This is a genomic window from Agrobacterium sp. El2ro-1b (assembly GCF_048298475.1).
Lineage (GTDB): Bacteria > Pseudomonadota > Alphaproteobacteria > Rhizobiales > Rhizobiaceae > Agrobacterium > Agrobacterium fabrum.
Genome location: NZ_CP103459.1, coordinates 971,488 through 991,783, shown reverse-complemented (window position 1 = coordinate 991,783; position 20,296 = coordinate 971,488). Strand labels below are relative to the sequence as shown.

Here is a 20,296-nt window from a genome sequence, read left to right as displayed (position 1 = left end):
TAGGATATCCAAAACCGATACGGTATCCTGCGATTTCAGGAGATTACCTCCCAATTTATGGAAGGATAGAATGGACCGGTTTGAAGCGATGTCAGTCCTGCTTGCGGTGGTGGATGCCGGCAGCCTCTCGGCTGGTGCACGGCGATTGCAGGCGCCGCTCGCCACGGTCAGCCGCAAGGTCGCCGACCTCGAAAAGCACCTTGGCGCCCGTCTGGTGCTGCGTACCCGCCGCGGCCTGACCCTGACGGATGAAGGACGAAATTACGTCGCCGCGTCACGGCGTATCCTGGGCGAACTGGACGCGGCCGAGCGGCAGGCCAGCGGCGATTACGGCGCGCTGCGCGGAGGGCTCCATATGACGGCGCCGATTGCTTTCGGGGAGCGCCACGTTCTGCCTGTAGTGCTGGAATTCCTGAAGGAGCAACCCGAAATCGACATGCGGCTGACGCTGACGGACCGCCAGATAAGTCTGGCGGACGAACCCGTCGATGTGGCGCTGCGCATCGGCCATCTGGCCGACAGCGCGCTGATCGCAACACGTGTCGGCGCAGTCCGCCGGCTCGTCTGCGCCAGCCCGGACTATATCACCCGGCGAGGAGTTCCGCTTGACCCCGACGACCTCGCCCATCACGACGGTATTAGTTTCCAGGGCTTCGCGACCGCGCCCGAAGTGCGTTACCGCCGCGACGGGGCCACCTTCAATGTCGAACCCCGACCCAGGCTTGCGGTCAACACGACAGAGGCCGCAATTCAGGCGGCCGTGTCTGGCATCGGCATCATCCGGGTGCTCTCCTACCAGGTTGCCGATCAGCTAAGTTCCGGCGCCCTGCAGGAAATTCTGACCGAGTTCGCACCTGAACCGCTGCCCGTTAATGTCATTCACGGGCCGGCCGATCCCTTGTCGCCGAAGGTGCGACGCTTTCTGGACTGGATCACGCCCCGCCTGCGCGAGCAAATGGCTCATTAAGTTCCGATCCGGACCAATGCCGGTTTGCTTCATTTCACGAAACCAACCGAGCGTGAGGCGGCCTGCCTCACGTCGTCGGAGGCGTCCGCGCGGTCAGTTTATTTCCATCAGGATCGCGAAGATATGCGACGAACGCCCCGTTCGGCCGCGCCGCCGGCGGGCTCTCGATTGCCATGCCGCCATGCGTGACGCCGGCAGCATGCCAGGCCAAAACATGGTCGGGGGTTGCGGCCGCAATACCGATCGTTCCGCCGTTGGCAGCAGTCGCCGGCTTGCCGTCGATCGGTTTCGTGATCATGAGTCGCCCACCCTCATGGGCGTAGATCAGTCGGCCTCTCGCGTCCATCTCACCGGGCTTGCCGCCCAGAGCGGCGAAGATGGCATCGTAGAATTTCCTGGCCCGCTCCAGGTCGTTGCTGCCGATCATGACGTGGGTGAACATGCTTTATCTCCTCTCAGGTGTCGCTGTATCTTCTGATGTCCAGCGGTCGAAATTTCCCAGATATCGGGCAGGCGATGTGCCAAGCGCTTTCTTGAACATGGTTATGAATGCAGACACGGATTGATATCCAAGGTCCCCCGAAACCTGCTGCACCGTCGCCCCCGCTGCAAGGCTTCGGATTGCGACAATCACCTGCAATTGCTGTCGCCAGCGGCCGAAGGTCAGGCCCGTCTCGTTTTGGACGAGACGGGCGAGCGAATTCTCACTCATCGCCATTCGTTTTGCCCATTGCGCCATCGTGCTGCGGTCGGAAGGATCGCCCGCCAATTCCGATGCAATGCGTGCAAGCCGGGGCTCGTCCGTCAGCGGGAGATGAAGATGCTCGACCGGCATCCGCGACAAGGCCGACAGAAGCAGCGTTGTCATGAGTTCTGAGTCAGCGGTCCCAGCAGCGGATTGGTCGGCCATCTCGATGATCAGTTCCCTGACAAGCGGTGACAGGGAAAGCGTGCAGCACCGGTTCGGTAAATCGGCGGCCCCCGGCTCGATGAACAGGAAAAACAAACGCGCGTTGGCCGTGGCCACATTGCTGTGAAGCATGCCCCCTGGAACCCAGACACCACAGTGAGGCGGAACCATCCACATGCCGCTCGGGACGCGACACGTCACGCCTCCCCGCAGGGGCATGACAAGCTGGCCCTTGCGGTGCTGATGTTCGGGAGCCTCGCGTTCGTTCTGCGATACATCGATTCTCACGGCGCGCACGGGAGCAGCGGAGTTCTCAAGATCATGGTCGGCCAGGGCACCGGCAAGGGATATCTGCGACTGGTGGAATTTAGTGATCATTTGATCGTATATCTAAATTCTTCTGCGTGGGTTGTCGATAGGTTGATCCGGCAAACAGGCGGGAGAACGATCATGGCACTTCAAAAAATCGACGACCGATGGTGGTCTGACATTGTCAGAACCGAAATTCGTCTATCTCGAAAAGGGCCTCGTAGTCTTTGGATTCTGCCGCCATACCCGACGCAAACAAACGCGCCACGGGCCGGTCTTTTGAAGACAATCACGGATTATATTCTTTTAAAAGCCGCCGCGCTTGTCGGCCGTCGTCCGGAGGGCACGTCGATCCATGAGTGCGCCGATCAGGCTGAAGCCTATCTGCACGCCTGCCTCGCCGCGCCATTCTTTTGCTATGTCTCGCCAGCGATCTATGACCTGCCGCCCAGGACCACCTGCGACGAGCCGGGTGTGGAGCAGAATACCTCCCGGACAGGAGAGGACATTTGAGTGCCGGGCCAGTTGTCACCAGCGGGAACGTCATCTTTTCACTGAAAACATTCCTCGCGGCTATGCTGGCGTATCTTATAGCCCTCAGCTTTGACTTGAACCGACCTTACTGGGCAGTTGCAACCGTTTACATCGTCGCTCATCCCCTGTCCGGCGCGATCTCATCAAAGTCGGCGTATCGGCTGCTCGGAACACTGATAGGCGGCAGCGCGACAATCGTGATGGTCCCGAACCTCGTAAATGCGCCGATCTTGCTCTCTGGCGCAATCATCCTATGGGTTTCCACATGCACTCTCTTCAGTCTTCTTGATCGCACGCCACGTAGTTATGTTGCCCTGTTGGCGGGGTATACGGTGCTTCTTGCGGGACTACCGCTGGTCAACACTCCCGCAAATGCTTTCGATATTGTCGTTTCCCGCGTAGAGGAAATCGGACTCGCGATCATATGCGCTTCGATCGTCAGTCACGTTGTTTTTCCGGTTCATGTCGGGGCAACCCTTCTTAACCGGATCGATGGCTGGATGGCGAGGGCGCAGAAGTCGCTTGCAGCGACAGCCGGCGAAATAGACCAAGCCCAGAGCAGGATGGAGTTCCATGCGCTGGCAGCGGAGGTGGCCGATCTGCGTTCTTTTGCGGTCCATCTTCAGTATGACGGCTCAAGATACCGAAGCAGAGTGGCGTTGGTGAAGTCGCTGCAGCACAGGATGGTAGCCTTCCTTCCGTTGCTGAGCGAGCTGGAGGATTTGCGACGAGCGCTTTGCAGGCTTGATCCGTCCTTTCACGAAAAGACTTTGGCAACGATCACCGAGGTTGGTTCGCCTCCGCTTGAGGTCACAGTCGCTGCAACCTCGTCGGTCGAGCCCCCAACATGGGAAAAACTTCTTCTCGCCAATTATACCCGGGAGCTGCGGACTGCTTTTCGGCTCTCTGAGGAGTGCTTCAATCTTCGAAACCTGATTGAAAGCGAAAAAGGCGCAGCGGCTCGCTTACCCCTCAGAATCCCCGCACCGCACCGTGATATCGGAATGGCGTTGCTATCGTCGCTTGCAGTTGCGGTGTGCCTTGCGACGTCGCTCTTCTTCTGGATCGCCACTGGCTGGTCCGACGGTATGACGCTTGCCCAGATATCGGGCGTTCTGTGCTGCCTCCTTGCCACGATGGACGATCCGGTCCCAGCCATGCGCAAATTCGCTAATGTGACGATCTGCGCTGCGATCGCGGCATTCGTGTATGGCTATGCGATCCTCCCGGCGATTGACAGTTTTGTACCGCTTGTCGCTGCTCTGGGAGTGTTTCTGATACCGGCGGGAATATGCCTCGCCGTGCCTTCGCTCGCATTTGTCGGTATGGGTCTTTGCATCAATTTCCCGCTTCTTCTCACGCTTCAGGCATATCCGAGGACTGATTTCACCACATTCGCGAATGCGACGGCAGCGACCATTCTGGCGATGGTCTGGACGATTGCGGTCTGTGGTATCTTTCGATCTGTGCAAGCCGAAACAAACGCCAGAAGACTTTTTTCCGTCACCCGCAGGCACGTCGCAAATATCGCCGTTGGCAAGCACGCCGGCCGGCTTGTTACAAGACATCGCATGGTCGACGTAGTCGGCCTGTTTGCCTCGAGAGCGGCAAAACTCCCGCGGACTTCTAACGTCGGCGATTGCGACCCTTTACGGGATATCCGCGCAGGCCTGCATCTGATTGCAATGCAAGAGCTTGTTGCAAAAGCGTCGGTCGATATTCGTCTCGCCGCAGGATCGGTCTTCCGCGCAGTCAGAGTATTGTACGGCAGCCTCCCGGCTGATCGACAGACCTCCTTGGAAGACGCCGTGCGGGCGCTGGATGATCTCATCCTTTCCCTTGCCGTCACCACCGCAATGGATAACGAGGTTCTGATCCACGCTGCCGCTCTTCGCCTATGCATTGCTCCGGCCGCCGACAGGCCCGCTCCTGAATTACTGTTTACAGGAGGTAAAGCCGCTTGATGGAAGACCTCGATCTCTATGGCGTCTTTCTGCCATCCTCCGCAGCGCTCGCTTTGTCTGCTTACGTCGGGTTGCGCGTTCTCGCCTTCTTTCTCGGCCGGATAGGTTTTTATCGCGCGGTTTGGCATCGCTCTCTGTTCAACCTCGCACTTTATATCTCACTTGTCGGCGGATTTTCCGCCGCTATCGGCTGGTTTCAATGACTATGAAAAATCTGGCGTTCACTTCCGGTCAAGTCCTCCTGACGCTGTCCATGGTGGCATGTGCTGCCGTGCTGGGCTGGCACATCTGGTCTTTTTACATGGAGGCGCCGTGGACGCGAGACGCCCATGTCCGTGCCGATATAGTTCGACTTGCACCGGATGTTTCGGGGCCGGTCACCGAGGTGCTTGTGTCGGATAATGCGCAGGTTGAGAAAGGAACGCCGTTGTTTCGCATCGAAACGGATCGTTTCGAGCTTGCGTTGCGAGAGGCAGAAACACAGGTCACGGGGTCGAGGGCGGCATCAGAGCTAGCGAAAATCGATTTCGAACGGTATCAATTGCTTGCATCGAAGGAGGCTGCGAGCCTCAAAGAGCGGCAGCAGGCGGAAAGCCGGATGTACCAGGCAGAGGCTGCCTATCGATCGGCGCTGGTCGCGCGGGATCTGGCAAAGCTGAATCTTGAGCGGACAACGCTGAAGGCGCCGGCATCCGGGGCGATTACAAATTTTTCCCTTCGCAAGGGAAACTACGTCCAGGCTGGAAATGCCGTGGGTGTCCTGGTGGAAAGACAATCCATCTATCTTGCGGGATATTTTGAAGAAACCAAGCTACCGAGAATCCATGTCGGTGACCCCGTTGCGATCAAGATCATGGGTGAAGCCGAGTGGCTCACCGGACACGTCGCCGGAATTGCCGCGGGTATCGAGGACCGGGAACGGAGCGATACGGCCGGCTCACTCGCAAGTGTGGCTCCGACATTCTCATGGGTGCGGCTCGCCCAGAGAATTCCCGTGCGGATCGAGATCGATGATGTCCCTAAGGAGGTTCGACTGATTACTGGAAGGACAGCGACGGTCTCGATTGGGCGGAAAAAGAATTAAGTGGCAGCCTGTCTTACATAGCATGCCGAGGTCACACCAGGCCGCGCTCCGAGATAGACCAGGATGGAACCGCTGGTCGCCGATCAGCGGATGAAGAAAGGGCAGCTTTCGTCGATTCGTCTGGAAAATGCGTCAGCAGCAGCACAGCGTAACGGAATGTCATTAGCATCAGGCGACGCTGAACCGGGCCGCTGCATTTTTACTTGTCAGCGATAAAGACATAGGAGCGGCAGGACACGCAGTCCATCAAGTAGCTTTGTCGAATACATCTGCTTCGGCTTGGGTCGTGAAGGTGAATGTGATCAGCTCACTGTCATCGTCCTGACGGATACCGATCGCGGTCACAATCAGCCGAGCGATTTCATCCTGAGCTTCACTTCCCGAGCGGTACGACCCCACTGCTTTATCAATGGCTGGGCCAAATACCTCGCTGATTACACCAAGGCGCATATTATATTTCATGATGATATCCCGATCCTCGATAATCGCCGCCTGTTCGGCCTTCGGGATGCCGGCATTGTCCATTGCGGTTATCGTTGCGTTCGTCGCAAGCTTGATCGGACCTTCTCCCAGCCACCGATCAACCATTTGGTGGAACTGGAGCATTCGCTCAGCAGGAATTGTTCTCTGTACAGTGATAGACATTTGGGTTCCTTGTGAGCTTTCGTGTAACTGCGGCCTTCCCCTTCGCACCATTTAAGGTGCAGGTCGACGGGCAATATCCTGATATTCAAATCGCGTGGAGAGTTCCAGATGGTTCAGGCAAAACCATTGATAGAGGCCGTCGCATCCGCAGAAGAGCTTTGGGCCGGCAGCAGGCGTCCTTTCGAGAGACGGCTTTCTGAAGTTCTCTGCTCGACCTTTTCTAACGTCACATCTTCCGTTGGTCAGCCTTCAATGCGCTGGAGTGTTGAAAAACGTCTTTGGCCTCACGCTGTTGCAGCAAGTGCCGACTTTCGGCCAGTATCTCGCGATACCGCTGGATCTTGGCGACGCTCATCCTGCGTAAATCGTCCTTCGACACCGTTGCCGGCTGAACTGGAAAATCCGCTTCGTTCTCCAGAAGGTCGAGCAAGAGATTTCGGACAACGGCGTTCTCCTCTCGCAGTTTCGCAAGCTCGAGAGCCTTCTCGCTAGACAAAAATCGCCGCGCGATAGCTTTGTCGATTTCCTGTTCGACAAGCAGAGTCTTGGCGGCGAAATAGCGACACGCAAAGAACGTCGCCACGAGCGCACATAGTGCGAAAATAATGTAGATCATGTCGACCTCCAGGTTAGCCTGAAAATCGATATTCGGGAGCCAGTTTTCAAGACGCAATCGCGCCAATCAACTGCAATGACGGCACCGTGGGGTCAGGTCTCGTGAATACATCAAGTCGCCCCCTTCAACGACTAGTTACCATAAAAGTAAGTTGCCTTCCTCACAGGGTATGCAAAAGGCTCACCATTTTCAAAGACGAAACCCTTACGGTACATGCAACTGCGCGCCTCGGCAGAACCGTAGGCGCCTGCATAAAGACCCGCGTGGTCATATGATGGGTAGGATTCGAAACTGCACCTGTCGAGGGCGGCACGATAGGCAACCTCGAGTGTGTGGTTACCTGTCACTGGGACAGTACCATAAAGATACAATTGGGTCCGTGCTTCCGCGACTGCCGCCGTAAAGGTAACGCTTAGAACTACGCTTAAAGCCAGCTTGAATTTCATGACGCGCCTCCGAAGAAATAATCGTGACGGCAACGGAAATTTCGTTCAGTTGGTTCCCTGGCTTAGAGGTATTTCATGATTGTGGCCTGTCAGATCCTGCGCGAAGGTGTAGAAGATGCATCCCTCAATCTCGGCTGCCGCCTTCATGTCAGGTATTACCGCGTCGATGAAGGCCCGCCGATCATCCGGGTGAACGCGATAATAGGCGCTGACGAGCATATTCGTCGGCAGGGTCTTGTCGTGGTCGGCCATTGCCGTTTTCTCCTTTGGCTGGCTGATGGTGTATTTCGGTTGCGCGGCGCCTAGCGCGACGCGATCAGAACCGTGCCGGATTTGCCGGGCTTCTCGACCAGTGCGGCGGCCGTGCCGACATCCGCGAGATCGAACGTCTGCTCGGCCTGAAAGAGCTCCGGCTTGCTGGCTGCAAGCTCTAGCGCCAGCTCGATATCGGCCTTGCGGATTTCGACAGGCAGGCCCGCCCACCGCCCGACCGTCACGCCCGATAGGCGAATGTCGCGGGTCGAAAAATAAAGCGCAGGGACCGAGATCGGCTGTTGCGAAAGGTCGCCGTAGGACACAAGGCTGCCTCCTTGGGCGAGGAGGCCAATCACCGCACTGGCCGTCTCGCCCCCAACAGGGTCGAGCACGACGCCGATGGGATGGCCGTCGGTTGCCGCAACGACCTTGTCCTGCCAGCCCGGTTTGTCGGTAGAAACAACCGGTAGATCCGGAAAAACCACATTGAGATCGTTCACGCCGGCTTCGCGCCGGACGATCCCGACCACGTCGAAGCCGCGATCGAGCAGCAGTCCGATCACCAGCCTGGCGACTGCGGATCCGGCGGCAGTGAGAATGACGACGTCGCGGCCCGGTTTCGCACCGGATGCCTCGACGGCCCGCAAGAGAAGCGCCGTTGTCAGCGGATTGACGTGAAGCTGCGCTGCGGCTTCATCTGATACGTTATCGGGGATTTCGGTAACATATTCAGCCGAGACGATCGCCTTCTCGCTCCACGCGCCGCGGCCTGGAAAGAAGGCGACGCGGGTGCCTTGCTTCAGATTGACGCCATCGCCGGCTTCCTCGACGAGGCCGTAGCCTTCAAAGCCGACGCGCACGCCCTCTTTCGAAACCACTGCTCCGGGCTGGTAGCGTCCCGATATGCCGAGAAGGTCGCCGTGGTGGACCGGCCGGAGAAGCACCCGGATCAGCACTTCGTTGTGTTCGGGATGCTTGGGATCTTCGACGTCGACTGCCTGAAGAACGTCCTCAGGCTTCCCATGCTTGAAATAGACTGCGGCGCGCATCGCGGGCTCTCCTTGAGAATAAGAAGTGGAGCGGTTGTCAGCCGCTTCTGCTGTGGGGTTAGACCTGGGCCTGCCCGCCGTCGGCGAAGAGCTCGGCGCCGTTGACGAAGCTCGAATCGTCTGAAGCGAGAAACAGGGTTGCCTTGGCGATCTCCTCGGATTCGCCAACGCGGCCGAGCGGGATGCGCGAGGCGAGATAGTCGAGCAGGCCCTGCTGCTGTTCCTTGTCGTCACCGGCAAGCTCGACGAGGCCAGGGGTGCGCGTCGCGCCGGGCGAGACCACGTTGACGCGGATGCCGGTGCCTTTCAGGTCAAGCGCCCAGGAGCGGGCCAGGTTGCGAACGGCGGCCTTGGACGCGGAATAGACGGAGAAGGCAGCCGTGCCTTCCGAGCCGGCCGTCGAGCCGGTCAGCACGACGGAGGAGCCCTTGCCCAAAAGCGGAAGCGCTTTCTGCACCGTGAAGATGACGGCCTTAACGTTGCGGCCGAAGGTGTCGTCGACCTGCTCCTCGGTGATCTGACCGAGCGGGAGCATGCTCCCACCGCCAGCGTTGACGACGAGGGCGTCAAGGCGTCCCTGTTCCGCCTTTACCTGGGCGAACAGCTTGTCGAGATCAGCGTTGCTTGCGGAGTCCGCCTGCACGCCGACCGCGCCATGGCCGATCTCGGCGACTGCCTTGTCGAGCGCGTCCCTGCGCCGGCCGGTGATGTAGACGCGAGCGCCTTCGGCGGCGAAAAGCTTGGCGGTCGAGAGGCCGATGCCGCTGGTTGCTCCAGTGACTACGGCGATCTTGTTTTCAAGTCTGTTGGTCATTTTATTCTCCTGGTGCTGGGCGCGCGGAAGGGTTCAGCCCGAATGCGCGGCCTGTTGAAGTTCTGAAACTATTCAGGGGCTGGCGTTGGCTGTTGACCTCGTCGCCGTCCGATGAGGAGAAGTTAGTTCGTCAGTCCGGCAGCGAGAAGCCGCTCCGGATGGAGACATTATCCATGGGGATGGATGGTTTCTGCCGTCCCATTGCGTCTGGCATCGACGGCTTCGAATATCTTTGCCGCCCATCCCGTGAAGGCGCGCAGGCGCGGGTTTGGAAATCGATCCGCCGGGTAGACGAGGTGCAGCGGATGATTGTCCGGCTTCCAATCGGGCAATAGCTCCACCAGCGCGCCGGTCTTGAAATGAGGTCGTGCGAGGAAACCGAAGCTCTGGCCGATCCCTAGCCCGGCGAGTAGCGCGTTCAGGTGTGCGGTGCTCTCGTTGACTGAAATGCCGCTGGAGGTCGGCAGATACTCACTTCGCTGTTCGCCGCGCTGAAAGCGCAACGGAAATCTCTTTCCAGATGATGCGGAGAAGTAGCTGACGATCCGATGCCTCTCGATATCATCAGGCCGCTCCGGCAACTGCAGTCCATCCAGATAGGCGGGCGATGCACAAATCACGTAGTCCAGCTCGCAGAGCTTCCGCGCCTTCATCGAGGAGTCACCCAGCGCCCCGCCGCGAATGACGCAATCGATCCCCTCGCTGATGAGGTCGGCGGGGCGGTCGCTGACGCCAAGCATGAGATCGATATCAGGGTACTGGTGCTGAAAGTCTGGGAGGGCGGGAATGAGGATCTGGTTTGCCAGCACGGAGCCGATGTCGACACGCAGCTTTCCCTTGGGCGCGCTGCGGGAACCGGCGACAGTGCCGTCCATGTCATCGAGATCTGCAAGCAGCTTCAGCGCGCGCTCGTGATAGGCGATGCCCTCGGTTGTCATCGTGACCGACCGCGTGGTGCGCTCCACCAGCTTTGTCCCGAGATGCGACTCAAGATCCTGCACAAGTTTACTGACAGAGGACCGGGGCAGGTTCAGTGTGTCCGCCGCCCTGGCGAAAGAGCCTGCCTCGGCGACGCGGACAAACGTTCGAATGGCGAGTATCTGATCCAAGGGAAGCCTGCGTAATCGAGTGCGTTGAGATGAAACTATACCCGACGCATGACACAGGCCATGCAAGTTTTTGCTTTAGCTGGATCATTTTCTCTAGGGCGCCGGGATTTGCAAGTCTCCTTGCGCTCGGGGCCCGCAACCAACAGATCCCCCAATTCCTCCCAATCGCCGTAGCGGCTGGTCATCATCTCCCAATAATGGTCAAGCAGAGCCTTCGGCTTCTACTTGGTATCGATGAAGACAGCACCCAGTTTCCAGACAAAATTCATGGCTGTGCGACCTCTTCACCACCGGTCGGGTTGCAGGAGTTCGTCGGGCGATGGTCGGACCTGTTCACCTAGGTGATGCTGGACCCACTTCACCTCTTCCGATGCAGTACGCCCAAAATGCCGTCTGAAATCGCGGCTGAATTGCGCGGCACTGGCATAGCCGACTGAAGCCGCGGCCTCCGCGATTGTTCCGATCTGTCTGGCGATCATAAGTCTCGCCTCGTGCAGCCGCAGTGCTTTCACATATTGCATGGGACTCGAGCCCGTCAGGTCTTTGAAATGGACGTGGTAAGAAGGAACGCTCATGCCCACCGCTCTGGCCAAGTCAGCGACAGCGATTTCAGAACCGTAGTTCTGCCGCAGCCAAGCCACGCTCTCGACAAGTTTGCCCGAAGTCCCTTTCCGTTGCAGGGTCGCGATCACCGCGCCGCCTTGCGGCCCCGACATGACCCGGTAATGCAGTTCGCGCAGGATGGAGCCTCCAAGCACGGCGACCTCGACCGGGCTGCCGAGAGCCATCAACAGGCGCCGTAGGACGTCGCCGATACCGCTATCCATTCTGCTCGAGAAGAGTCCTTTCGGCTTAGCGTCTGGGGGGCCGGCGAGCTTTTCGACCTGCATGGCGATCTCAGCCGCCATCTGCATATCGAACTCCAGATAGATCGCGAGCAGTGGCCGTTGCGGACTGGCCTTGGACGTCATCCGGAACGGAACGGGCACCGAAACGGCGAGATAGTGGTCCTCGTCATAGAGATAGATTTCTCCGTCCAGCGTGCCGTATTTGCTTCCCTGCAACACGAACACGGCCCCCGGCTTATAAAGAACCGGAATGTCATTCAGCACCGCTTCCGTGCGGAGAATACGGATACAACCAAGCGCAGTCTGATTATACCCGAGACGAGGAGCCAGTTGCTCGACCAGGAGCACAAGCTGATCATGTACGGTGGGTGGCTTTTTGCAGATCATAGGAATTGGCAAAACTTTAAGAGGATCCGCAATCGAAGTGGTGATGGCTCTAGATTATCTGTCACATCCACGGTTAATCAAGGAGTTTTAAATGTCGCCGAAGACATTCTTCATCACTGGGGCGAACTCAGGCTTTGGGCTGGCCATCGCAACTGCTGCAATCGAAGCCGGGCATTCGGTTATCGGAACCATCCGCTCCGAAGCCTCACGTGACGTTTTGTCGAAGAACTTGCCCGCGGTTCACCCGATCCTTTGCGACGTCACCAATTTTGACCGCATTCCGCTCGTGGTTCAGGAGGCGGAGGAAGAACACGGCGCAGTGGATGTGTTGATCAACAATGCGGGATACGGGCACGAGGGGGTGCTCGAGGAATCGTCGATCGAGGAGATGCGCCGCCAGTTCGATGTGAACGTGTTTGGCGCCGTCGCGGTGGCCAAGGCGTTTCTTCCGAGGTTCCGTGAGCGCCGCAGCGGCTTTATCGTCAATGTCACATCGATGGGTGGTATGATCACAATGCCCGGAATCGCTTATTACTGCGGCAGCAAATTCGCGCTTCAGGGCATTTCCGAGGTCATGCGTTCGGAAATGGCGCCATTCGGCGTGCACGTTACAACTCTTTGCCCCGGTTCCTTTCGCACGGACTGGGCAGGTCGTTCGATGGTCCGCACGGAACGTTCTATTGCGGATTACAATATCCTGTTCGATCCGATCCGCGAAGCTCGTCAGGCGGTGAGCGGCAAGCAACTCGGTAATCCGCAAAAGCTCGCCGCCGCCGTGCTGACGCTCCTTGAATCCGACAATCCTCCGCCGCAACTTCTCCTTGGCAGCGATGCTCTCAAGCACGTTACGGCGCGGATCGAGCGGCTGCAACAGGAAATCGAGGCGTGGAAATCCCTAACCCTCTCGACTGATGGATAGAGAGGATTTCCGTCTTTCTGCGAAGCCAAGGAGACTGAACTATTCCGAACCAGCGCTCCTTCCGGAGGCGACAGTGAAGCACGATGCCCATCCAGCCTTGCTGCAACAAAACGTAATATTCCTGAAATGCTGCAGCAACACCCTGCCAAGGCTGGGATAGAGCGTGGGGCTTCAACAACTGCGGCGGCGCTGAAATCACTGATGGGTCGCGCGCGACAGTGATCAACGGGCGGCACGAGCATAATTTATAACTGGTTTTGCCAATCAATGGGCGCCTGATTCACGCTCATCGGCAATCTGAATCAGGCGATACCTAAGGCAGCCAGATCGGCCGGCCGGCCGGATCATCCTGACTGGAAGATTATTGTTGGGCCACTGAAGACATTGTGAGCAGGTGCGCAGTGCCGCGGCCCCATTCAGTCACCGCCAGATAAAATACAGACTTGTGGTCGGTGTAATTACGACCGAAGCCTTTCACGTTCATGAAACAGGCTCGAGCGGCGGGTTGAAATACATAGCATTTAATATTCGTATATCGGGATCCGAACCTCGATCCGCGCGCCGCCACTCTTGGCGGTGCTGATGGAGAGATCGCCTCCATGCGCCCGGGCAAGGTTCTTGGCGATCGCCAGCCCCAGTCCCGCGCCACCGGTGTCGCGACTGCGGGAAACGTCGCCGCGAACAAAGGGCTCGGTCAGCAGATTGGCCGAGTCGGGGGGGATGCCGGGACCATCGTCTTCGACAGAAAGCACCGCATATCCGGAAACGACCATGACCGAGACGCGTGCTGATCCTGCGTATTTGATGGCGTTGTCAATCAGATTGCCGATCAGCCGTCTCAGCGACAGCGGATCTCCCAGGATGAACGTACTTCCGCCCGCCTGAGCAAGAAAGCTGACGTCCGCCCCTGACTTCTGCCTTTCGATTGTTTCACTGCGCGCAAGCGGGGTGAGATCAATGAGTTCCTGTGGAAGATCACCGGCTCCAATCCGGGCAGCGAGCAGCGCATCGTCGAGCATGCGTATCATGTCTGTGATGTCGCGGATTGCCCGATCTCTCTTGTCCGCATCGGGTATGGCATCGATCTTTAGCCGTAGCCGCGTTGCGAACGTGCGGACATCGTGAGAAATCCCGGCGATCATGGCCATTCGGGACCGCATCAACTGCGCCAGACGATGCTGCATCTGATCGAAAGCTGTAACCAGGGCTCTGATCTCGGTGCTTTGCCCCTTCGTGTCGGGAAGCTTGATCGTCTCGCCATTCAGATCGATGTGATCAACGGCGCGGGCCAGTTCGCCAAGCGGCCTGATCTCCCGGTAGAGGGCAAAAAAAGCTCCGAGTGCCGCAATACTTCCGAGAAGACCGGCGCCTAGGCCGATCGGTAGTCCGAATGGCGTGGCGATCACCGGCGACGTATTGTGTATGATCAGCGTTTCGCCGGTGCGCATGCCAATTCGGAATTCAAACGTCGACTTGTCGTTCCAGGGAAAATGGGGAATGTCGCTTTGCGCTCGCGATGCGGCAAAGCGCGAGACGGTAAAGTCCCGGTTGCCAAGGCGACTGCGATATTGCTGGGCAAGCTCGTCGCTTACATTTCGGGATACGTCGCTTGAGGCAGTTTCGGTAAAAGCCTCAGCGACGTGGATGAACAAGATCGGCGTATTCAGCGCTGCAAGCACGCCCGACCTTTGATCGGGACGCGCGTCTTCCACCGCCTCGACTATCGCAGCCAGCCGCTCAGGTGACGGTCGAAAACTCTGCTCCTCCCAATCCTTACCGAGGTAAGAGCCCATAACCATGATCAGCCAGACAATCAGCATCAGAACGATGACGATGGCCGACAGGCGACGGGCAAGAGTAAGGGATGGCACTACGGCACCTGTTGAACGAGCCCGGTGAATAGGTACCCACCGTTTCGCACCGTGTTGATCAGGTTGGAGCCGGGGCTCGCCGTCTCGAATTTCTTCCGCAACCGTGAAATCAGGACGTCAACGGTGCGATCGAATGGCTCGGCCGAGCGCCCCCGTGTCCAGTCCAGAATTTGGTCGCGCGTCAGGACACGGCGCGGCCGGTTGAGGAAGCACGCTAGCAGATCGAACTCCGCGCTGGTCAGGACCAGAGGGACACCCTCATTGTCCGCGAGCTGGCGCGCATCAAGGTCGATCACGAAATTGTCGAAGGTGAACCGGCGCGATGGGACGGTGACGATCGGGTTGCGCATATTGGCGCGGCGCAAAATCGCCCTGATACGGGCAGTAAGCTCCCGCGGGCTGAACGGCTTAACCAGGTAATCATCGGCCCCGACTTCCAGGCCGACGACGCGATCGATCTCATCACCCTTGGCCGTCAGCATCAGGATTGGGACGGTATTGTTCGTTCGCAACCTGCGGCAGATCGAAAGGCCGTCCTCTCCCGGCAACATGAGATCAAGGACGACAAGGTCTGGAACCGCTTTGTTGAGCGCGTCGTCCATCTCGCGACCGTTGCTGGACTGACTGACGACAAAACCTTCGGCAACGAGAAGCTCCGCCAAAAGTGTGCGGATCTCGACATCGTCTTCAACAATCAGGATCAATGGGCTGGGCGCTTCCATGTCCCCAGTTTTGTTGGATCAGGCGTTAAAGGCAAGCATCCTTTCGCATTTTTACAAGCGCTTGCAGCTCGTTAACAAACTGAAACAAAACGATATGAGCTGTTCAAAGGCGGTTTACGGCCGACCTCTATATCTCCGCAAGTCGATCGTTAGGCCCATGCCCGACATCAACAGGGCGCCCCCTGCTGGGTCAACGTCGACACATCAAGTCACCGGGCGCCATATCAATCAGGAGAATGTTGATGCGAAACTGGAAAACGATGCTGCCTGGCTTGGTTGTGGGATTGGCCGCCCTGGCCGGCACCATGATGCCGGGTCAGGCATCGGCCGCCATGTCTGCGGTCGCCGTCACCAATGTCAATATGCGGGCAGGTCCGAGCACAGCCTACCCGGTCGTTATCGGGCTTCCATCGCGGGCGGCCCTGACGGTTTACGGCTGCACGGGGAATACGACATGGTGCGACGTGTCCTGGGGACGTGAGCGAGGATGGGTCTCGGCGAGCTACGTCCAGGTGTTTTATCGCGGCGCGCCGACGGTGGTGACGCCGGTAGTTGCGCCGGCCGTGGGTATCACCGTCGTCAGCTTCAACCAGACATATTGGAACACCTATTACGTCGGCCGCCCGTGGTACGGCCAGTGGAACGCGTATTATCGCCCCGCAGCACCTCCGCCCCGTGGTGGCGCGGTTGCGGGCTGCACCGATCGCGGCTGCGGTGGTGCGGTTGTCAGCCCGGGCCATGTCGCCTTCGGCCATTGCGCCAACGGGACTTGCAGCGGAACCTCGATCAATCGTGGACCGCTTGGTCGTGTCTGGGTCCGCCATGGTTCAGTCTCCCGCGACTGACAGTCCCTTTCAGAACCCAAACCGAACTTTGAGAGCGTTACCATGAACAGATACGCAATAACCCTTATCCTCTCCCTTGCGGCTGCTTCGAACGTTTCCGCCCAGCAACTCTCGATGTCTCAGAGGCTGCAGATCCGGGAGGATTGTGGCGAAGACTTCCAAAGACTTTGCCCCGGCCTGCGGCCAGGAGGTGGTCAGCTGATGGGCTGCGTCCAGAGCAAAAAGGAACAACTTTCTAAATCCTGCTCTGAGACGCTTGGGAAACTGATGCCAAAGAAACCGGACTAGGTTCGTCTCCGCTCGCCGCCGCCCCACGGAGAGCGGGCGGACTGCGCCTGGCAGCGAGCCCCCGCCGTCGCCAGGCGCTTCGATCCCATGCTTACGCCATCGTTCTAAGGCCGCTGCTCTTTTTCCGACGCCCGATGCGATAGCTATCATGCCAAAGCATGAAGGCGAGGGGCCATGATCATACCATGTCTGGAGTGTAGTCACTTGCATCCAAGTACAGCCAATATGCCGAGGAAAGAGGGCTCGCAGGGTGAAGACGTCACCCGTCAACGAACGGGTGAACCTGGCGACGAAAAGACTGTCAGTCAGACGCCGTTGACCTCAATCGCCCCAATCGGAGATCGGCCCCCTGAAGCTCCGAAGCCCGAGAGCGTCGTCCGGCCTCCTTCTGCCCCACGTCGGCCAGGCAGGACGGTAGCGCTGCTTGCCGTCGGCCTCCTCGCGGTAACGGCAATTCTGCTGTCGATCCGCTATCTGGTGCCCAAGCCTGCAGAGTTGATGTCGGTAGGTCCGGACTTCTTCCAAGCGGAGATAAAAGGCCCCGGCACCTTGGACGCGATCAACAAGGCCAAAGTCAGTTCCAGTTTGCAGGGCGTCATTACGACTCTCTATGTCGACCGGAATGACGTGCTGCGGAAGGGAGATATCATCGCCGAAATCAGCGCCGACGATCTGAGAGCGCAACTCGGCGTCGCGCGTGCCTCGCAAGAGGCGACACGCAAGGCCGTGGAGGCATCCCAAGCCGACAGCCGGCGTGCTGAAGCCACGCTTGCGAATGCCCGTTCGACGCTTGCCCGTCAGGAGGAATTGCAGACCACCGGCGTGTCGTCGCGGTCAGCGCTGGAATCGGCGCAAACTGCGGTGCAGCAAGGCGAGGCGGATCTATCCAAGGCGGGATCCTCTATTCGGCAGGCCGAAGCGCAGGAGGCCGAAGCCGCTGCAACGGTCGAAATGAATCAGGCACAGTTGGACAAGTCGGTCATCAAGGCTCCGATCGACGGTATTGTGGTTGCCCGAGACCTCAATCTCGGCGATGTCGTTTCACCGGGTACCGCGATTGTTGAACTTGTCGATCCTTCAAGCATTGTGCTGACGGCCCGCTTTGATGAAAGCGCGATTGCTTCGCTATCCCAAGGCCAAGACGTAAAAATCACGTTCAATTCGCAAGGTGAGCTTCCTATCGACGGCAAAGTCCTCCGCATTGGGCGGGAGGTCGATACCGAGACGCGAGAGTTCACCGTCGACATCACGCCGCAGCGACTGCCATCGAATTGGGCGATTGGGCAGCGTGGTATTGCTGTCATCGCTCTTGAAGGCAGGTCAGACGTCATTTCCGTTCCAGCTTCGGCAATTGTTAGAAACGATGGGCATCCTGGGGTATGGACGGCCGCTGGAGGCCGCGCTTCGTGGCGGCCTGTGGCACTCGGATCGATTGGCGGAAACCTGGTTGAGGTGCGCAGTGGTCTCAATAAAGGAGATGTTGTCATGACTGATCCAAAGCGGGTCTATGCGTTCATGCCTGTCGCCCAGTCGGAGTCCCGGCCATGAATATCGGCCTCAAGGACATTCGCCACAATCTGGGACGTTTTTTGATGACCGCCGCAGGCGTGGCTTTTCTGGTCACCGCGTCTATCGGTATGATTGGTCTCTACAGGGGCATCGTTGCGGATGCTTTGGTGATTATTGACCGGATCGGCGCCGATCTTTGGGTGGTGCAAGGAGGCCGCTCTGGTCCCTTTTCCGAAAGCTCTGCGATATCCTCCGATATGGATCGCCGGGTGGAGGGCATTGCCGGCGTGGCTGGCGTCCGCCGCTTTGTGCAGATCAGCCAGCAATTTTCCTTTCGCGGTCGGCAAATGCGCGCCTCTATTACCGGGATCGATTATCCCAAGGACCGAGGCGAATGGGTGCTGCTGACAGCAGGTCGATATCTGGAAAGCAGCCACTTCGAGGCTATTGCAGACGCAAGCATCGGGCTCAGTCTCGGTGATCGAGTCCGGCTGGGACAGGACGATTACACCATCGTTGGCCTGGCGCGAGGGATGGTCGACATGAGCGGTGACGGACTACTTTTCGTTGCCGTGAACGATGCCATGGCGATCGCTCAACGACGGACAAGCGAAGAGGTGATGCTTGCCCGAAAGGAGCCAGACGCTGGCCGAAGCGGTGCAAGCGGCAGTTCGGTGCAACAGGACAGCAAGATTGCCGCGACGCTGGTAACGCTCAAGCAGGCTGCTGACGAGAAGGCCGTCCGCGCGGCGATCATGGCCTGGGGAGACGCAAACGTTCTGAGCAAGGCCGATCAGGAAAGCCTGCTTCTTAACCAGAGGCTTTGGCGGCTGAGAGTGCAGATCCTCGCCTTCACCGCAGTCCTTATGCTTGTGATGGCCATCGTCGTTTCGCTCATCATTTACATGCTAACCATGGAAAAGCGACATCAGATCGCCATGATGAAGCTGATCGGCGCACGCAACTCCGTGATTGTCGGCATGATCGCCCTGCAGTCCTATCTGATTGGGGCAGGCAGCTTGGTTCTCGGTCTTGTCCTGTCCCATTTGATCTTCCCCTATTTTCCGCGCAGGGTTGTGATCGATCTCCCTGACATCGGCATACTCGCGCTTGCCATGGCTGTTATCTGCGGATTTGCCAGCCTGCTCGGCATTTCGAGAGCTCTTAAAGTTCGGGCGCAGGAAATTCTGTCATGAGCGTGAGCCCGATTCTCAGCGTCCGCAACGCAGCCCGCCACTACCGTAGCGGGGAGACTGTGGTGCGCGCCCTTGACGGCGTCTCGTTCGATATTCATCCGGGCGAAGTCGTTGGCATACTGGGACCTAGTGGTTCCGGCAAAAGCACACTGCTGCTGATTGCCGGGCTTCTGGAGCCGCCCACAACGGGAGAGATCTACATCCGTGAGCGGCTCGTTTTAGAGCCGGGTGCTGACCTCGACAGGCTCCGTGACTTCCGGCGCAACAATATCGGCTTCGTTTTCCAGAAGGCCAATCTCATTCCGTTTCTGACGGCGGTGGAAAACGTGGCGTTGGCGCTTGAGATCGACGATGTGCCAGCACGTGCCGCGCGCGATTATGCTTCGCACCTCCTCGGCAGCGTCGATCTTGCGCACCGCGTCGGCAATCTTCCGGCGCGGCTGTCGGGAGGCGAGCAGCAACGTGTGGCCGTTGCGCGGTCGTTGGCAAATGATCCTGCCCTCATCCTTGCTGACGAGCCCACGGCGGCGCTCGACAGTGTGCGCGGACGCCAGGTGATCTCTTTGTTTCGACAGATCGCCGATACGAGGCGTGCGGGCGTGGCGGTGGTCACCCATGATCCGCGTGTGCAGGATCTCTTCGACAGAACGATCGAACTCAGAGACGGCCGTATCGTGGCAGAAAATGTCACCGCGTCTGTTGCGAGCGGTTTGGCCGACACGGTTCAGAGCAGGACATGACAAACTGCGCTTGCGCGGTCTTCAAGCACTGATCGATGGTTTGATGAGCGATTCGACTCATTGCCGGAATGTGGTGGGCGTGAGTAGCGTCGTCGTTCTGGGGAGGACATGATCCATCCCCTCGTTCTTCGCAGTCAGCATATCGACCATCGCCTGAGCCACACCGTCGGTTGCGCCCCGATTGATCATCGTTGTCTCATGTCATCCATGGAGGTTGGTGTCATAAAATAAAAGCCTGCCTCTTTAGCAACGGACCGCAGTCAATCTTG

General features: G+C 58.5%; 21 protein-coding genes. 10 read left to right on the top strand and 11 right to left on the bottom strand.

Annotation, left to right across the window (positions count from 1 at the left end):
* Window positions 1-70: 70 nt before the first annotated feature.
* Window positions 71-967: a LysR family transcriptional regulator gene (locus NYR50_RS18775; RefSeq protein ID WP_174010835.1), complete on the top strand. Its 897-nt coding sequence runs from the start codon at window positions 71-73 to the stop codon at window positions 965-967.
* A 67-nt stretch (window positions 968-1,034) separates the two neighbouring features.
* On the opposite strand, the gene NYR50_RS18770 is transcribed toward NYR50_RS18775, so the two are convergent.
* Window positions 1,035-1,409: a VOC family protein gene (locus NYR50_RS18770; protein WP_174010836.1), complete on the bottom strand. Its 375-nt coding sequence runs from the start codon at window positions 1,407-1,409 to the stop codon at window positions 1,035-1,037.
* Window positions 1,410-1,412: 3 nt separating this feature from the next.
* Complete coding sequence (locus NYR50_RS18765; RefSeq protein ID WP_174010838.1) at window positions 1,413-2,255, bottom strand: AraC family transcriptional regulator; 843 nt, start codon at window positions 2,253-2,255, stop codon at window positions 1,413-1,415.
* Between the two features lie 72 nt (window positions 2,256-2,327).
* Here NYR50_RS18765 and NYR50_RS18760 point away from each other — a divergent pair, with 72 nt between their 5' ends.
* From NYR50_RS18760 to NYR50_RS18745, 4 genes are read left to right on the top strand one after another with little or no spacing between them, the layout of a single operon-like run.
* Window positions 2,328-2,699, top strand: a complete 372-nt coding sequence (locus NYR50_RS18760; protein WP_174010840.1) for a hypothetical protein — start codon at window positions 2,328-2,330, stop codon at window positions 2,697-2,699.
* The gene (locus NYR50_RS18755) at window positions 2,696-4,684 is read left to right on the top strand and encodes an FUSC family protein (protein WP_418137830.1); all 1,989 of its coding nucleotides are present in this window, start codon (window positions 2,696-2,698) and stop codon (window positions 4,682-4,684) included. Before NYR50_RS18760 ends, NYR50_RS18755 begins: the two co-directional genes overlap by 4 nt.
* Entirely contained in the window at window positions 4,684-4,887 is a 204-nt protein-coding gene (locus NYR50_RS18750) for a DUF1656 domain-containing protein (protein ID WP_174011242.1), read from the top strand. Before NYR50_RS18755 ends, NYR50_RS18750 begins: the two co-directional genes overlap by 1 nt.
* 2 nt (window positions 4,888-4,889) lie before the next feature.
* Window positions 4,890-5,768 carry an efflux RND transporter periplasmic adaptor subunit gene (locus NYR50_RS18745; RefSeq protein WP_418138273.1) on the top strand — a complete coding sequence of 293 codons (879 nt, stop codon included), beginning with the start codon at window positions 4,890-4,892 and terminating at the stop codon, window positions 5,766-5,768.
* A gap of 246 nt (window positions 5,769-6,014) precedes the next feature.
* Here NYR50_RS18745 and NYR50_RS18740 read toward each other — a convergent pair whose 3' ends face one another.
* The 7 genes from NYR50_RS18740 to NYR50_RS18710 all read right to left on the bottom strand — a co-directional run bounded on the left by NYR50_RS18740 (window position 6,015) and on the right by NYR50_RS18710 (window position 11,937).
* The gene (locus NYR50_RS18740; protein ID WP_418137829.1) at window positions 6,015-6,413 is read right to left on the bottom strand and encodes a hypothetical protein; all 399 of its coding nucleotides are present in this window, start codon (window positions 6,411-6,413) and stop codon (window positions 6,015-6,017) included.
* Window positions 6,414-6,639: 226 nt separating this feature from the next.
* Window positions 6,640-7,029, bottom strand: a complete 390-nt coding sequence (locus NYR50_RS18735; RefSeq protein WP_418137828.1) for a hypothetical protein — start codon at window positions 7,027-7,029, stop codon at window positions 6,640-6,642.
* 491 nt (window positions 7,030-7,520) lie between these two features.
* Complete coding sequence (locus NYR50_RS18730) at window positions 7,521-7,727, bottom strand: hypothetical protein (protein WP_418137827.1); 207 nt, start codon at window positions 7,725-7,727, stop codon at window positions 7,521-7,523.
* 50 nt (window positions 7,728-7,777) lie between these two features.
* Window positions 7,778-8,779, bottom strand: coding sequence for a zinc-binding dehydrogenase (locus NYR50_RS18725; RefSeq protein ID WP_418137826.1), 1,002 nt, complete (start codon window positions 8,777-8,779; stop codon window positions 7,778-7,780).
* Between the two features lie 58 nt (window positions 8,780-8,837).
* Window positions 8,838-9,593 carry an SDR family NAD(P)-dependent oxidoreductase gene (locus NYR50_RS18720; protein WP_174010851.1) on the bottom strand — a complete coding sequence of 252 codons (756 nt, stop codon included), beginning with the start codon at window positions 9,591-9,593 and terminating at the stop codon, window positions 8,838-8,840.
* Between the two features lie 167 nt (window positions 9,594-9,760).
* Window positions 9,761-10,702: a LysR family transcriptional regulator gene (locus NYR50_RS18715; RefSeq protein ID WP_418137825.1), complete on the bottom strand. Its 942-nt coding sequence runs from the start codon at window positions 10,700-10,702 to the stop codon at window positions 9,761-9,763.
* A gap of 284 nt (window positions 10,703-10,986) precedes the next feature.
* Window positions 10,987-11,937, bottom strand: coding sequence for an AraC family transcriptional regulator N-terminal domain-containing protein (locus NYR50_RS18710; protein ID WP_418137824.1), 951 nt, complete (start codon window positions 11,935-11,937; stop codon window positions 10,987-10,989).
* Between the two features lie 91 nt (window positions 11,938-12,028).
* Here NYR50_RS18710 and NYR50_RS18705 point away from each other — a divergent pair, with 91 nt between their 5' ends.
* Window positions 12,029-12,856, top strand: a complete 828-nt coding sequence (locus NYR50_RS18705; RefSeq protein WP_418137823.1) for an oxidoreductase — start codon at window positions 12,029-12,031, stop codon at window positions 12,854-12,856.
* Between the two features lie 521 nt (window positions 12,857-13,377).
* Here NYR50_RS18705 and NYR50_RS18700 read toward each other — a convergent pair.
* On the bottom strand, window positions 13,378-14,676 hold the full coding sequence (locus tag NYR50_RS18700; protein ID WP_418137822.1) for a sensor histidine kinase: 1,299 nt from the start codon (window positions 14,674-14,676) through the stop codon (window positions 13,378-13,380).
* A 50-nt stretch (window positions 14,677-14,726) separates the two neighbouring features.
* A complete protein-coding gene (locus NYR50_RS18695; protein ID WP_418137821.1) occupies window positions 14,727-15,449 on the bottom strand; it encodes a response regulator in 723 nt (240 codons plus the stop codon).
* Window positions 15,450-15,691: 242 nt separating this feature from the next.
* Between NYR50_RS18695 and NYR50_RS18690 the strand changes: the two genes are divergently transcribed.
* The 4 genes from NYR50_RS18690 (at window position 15,692) to NYR50_RS18675 (ending at window position 20,027) form a co-directional block, all read left to right on the top strand.
* Window positions 15,692-16,294 carry an SH3 domain-containing protein gene (locus NYR50_RS18690; RefSeq protein WP_418137820.1) on the top strand — a complete coding sequence of 201 codons (603 nt, stop codon included), beginning with the start codon at window positions 15,692-15,694 and terminating at the stop codon, window positions 16,292-16,294.
* Between the two features lie 492 nt (window positions 16,295-16,786).
* On the top strand, window positions 16,787-18,130 hold the full coding sequence (locus NYR50_RS18685; RefSeq protein WP_418137819.1) for an efflux RND transporter periplasmic adaptor subunit: 1,344 nt from the start codon (window positions 16,787-16,789) through the stop codon (window positions 18,128-18,130).
* A complete protein-coding gene (locus NYR50_RS18680; protein ID WP_418137818.1) occupies window positions 18,127-19,287 on the top strand; it encodes an ABC transporter permease in 1,161 nt (386 codons plus the stop codon). The genes NYR50_RS18685 and NYR50_RS18680 overlap by 4 nt, the downstream gene beginning before the upstream one ends.
* Window positions 19,284-20,027, top strand: coding sequence for an ABC transporter ATP-binding protein (locus NYR50_RS18675; RefSeq protein ID WP_418137817.1), 744 nt, complete (start codon window positions 19,284-19,286; stop codon window positions 20,025-20,027). Before NYR50_RS18680 ends, NYR50_RS18675 begins: the two co-directional genes overlap by 4 nt.
* The last annotated feature ends 269 nt before the right edge of the window (window positions 20,028-20,296 follow it).

Excerpts from the sequence above, each read along its gene's own strand:
- NYR50_RS18775 (WP_174010835.1), top strand. The coding sequence starts at position 71 with ATGGACCGGTTTGAAGCGATGTCAGTCCTGCTTGCGGTGGTGGATGCC.
- NYR50_RS18770 (WP_174010836.1), bottom strand. The coding sequence starts at position 1,409 with ATGTTCACCCACGTCATGATCGGCAGCAACGACCTGGAGCGGGCCAGG.
- NYR50_RS18765 (WP_174010838.1), bottom strand. The coding sequence starts at position 2,255 with ATGATCACTAAATTCCACCAGTCGCAGATATCCCTTGCCGGTGCCCTG.
- NYR50_RS18760 (WP_174010840.1), top strand. The coding sequence starts at position 2,328 with ATGGCACTTCAAAAAATCGACGACCGATGGTGGTCTGACATTGTCAGA.
- NYR50_RS18750 (WP_174011242.1), top strand. The coding sequence starts at position 4,684 with ATGGAAGACCTCGATCTCTATGGCGTCTTTCTGCCATCCTCCGCAGCG.
- NYR50_RS18745 (WP_418138273.1), top strand. The coding sequence starts at position 4,890 with ATGAAAAATCTGGCGTTCACTTCCGGTCAAGTCCTCCTGACGCTGTCC.
- NYR50_RS18740 (WP_418137829.1), bottom strand. The coding sequence starts at position 6,413 with ATGTCTATCACTGTACAGAGAACAATTCCTGCTGAGCGAATGCTCCAG.
- NYR50_RS18735 (WP_418137828.1), bottom strand. The coding sequence starts at position 7,029 with ATGATCTACATTATTTTCGCACTATGTGCGCTCGTGGCGACGTTCTTT.
- NYR50_RS18730 (WP_418137827.1), bottom strand. The coding sequence starts at position 7,727 with ATGGCCGACCACGACAAGACCCTGCCGACGAATATGCTCGTCAGCGCC.
- NYR50_RS18725 (WP_418137826.1), bottom strand. The coding sequence starts at position 8,779 with ATGCGCGCCGCAGTCTATTTCAAGCATGGGAAGCCTGAGGACGTTCTT.
- NYR50_RS18720 (WP_174010851.1), bottom strand. The coding sequence starts at position 9,593 with ATGACCAACAGACTTGAAAACAAGATCGCCGTAGTCACTGGAGCAACC.
- NYR50_RS18710 (WP_418137824.1), bottom strand. The coding sequence starts at position 11,937 with ATGATCTGCAAAAAGCCACCCACCGTACATGATCAGCTTGTGCTCCTG.
- NYR50_RS18705 (WP_418137823.1), top strand. The coding sequence starts at position 12,029 with ATGTCGCCGAAGACATTCTTCATCACTGGGGCGAACTCAGGCTTTGGG.
- NYR50_RS18700 (WP_418137822.1), bottom strand. The coding sequence starts at position 14,676 with ATGCTGATTGTCTGGCTGATCATGGTTATGGGCTCTTACCTCGGTAAG.
- NYR50_RS18695 (WP_418137821.1), bottom strand. The coding sequence starts at position 15,449 with ATGGAAGCGCCCAGCCCATTGATCCTGATTGTTGAAGACGATGTCGAG.
- NYR50_RS18690 (WP_418137820.1), top strand. The coding sequence starts at position 15,692 with ATGCGAAACTGGAAAACGATGCTGCCTGGCTTGGTTGTGGGATTGGCC.
- NYR50_RS18680 (WP_418137818.1), top strand. The coding sequence starts at position 18,127 with ATGAATATCGGCCTCAAGGACATTCGCCACAATCTGGGACGTTTTTTG.
- NYR50_RS18675 (WP_418137817.1), top strand. The coding sequence starts at position 19,284 with ATGAGCGTGAGCCCGATTCTCAGCGTCCGCAACGCAGCCCGCCACTAC.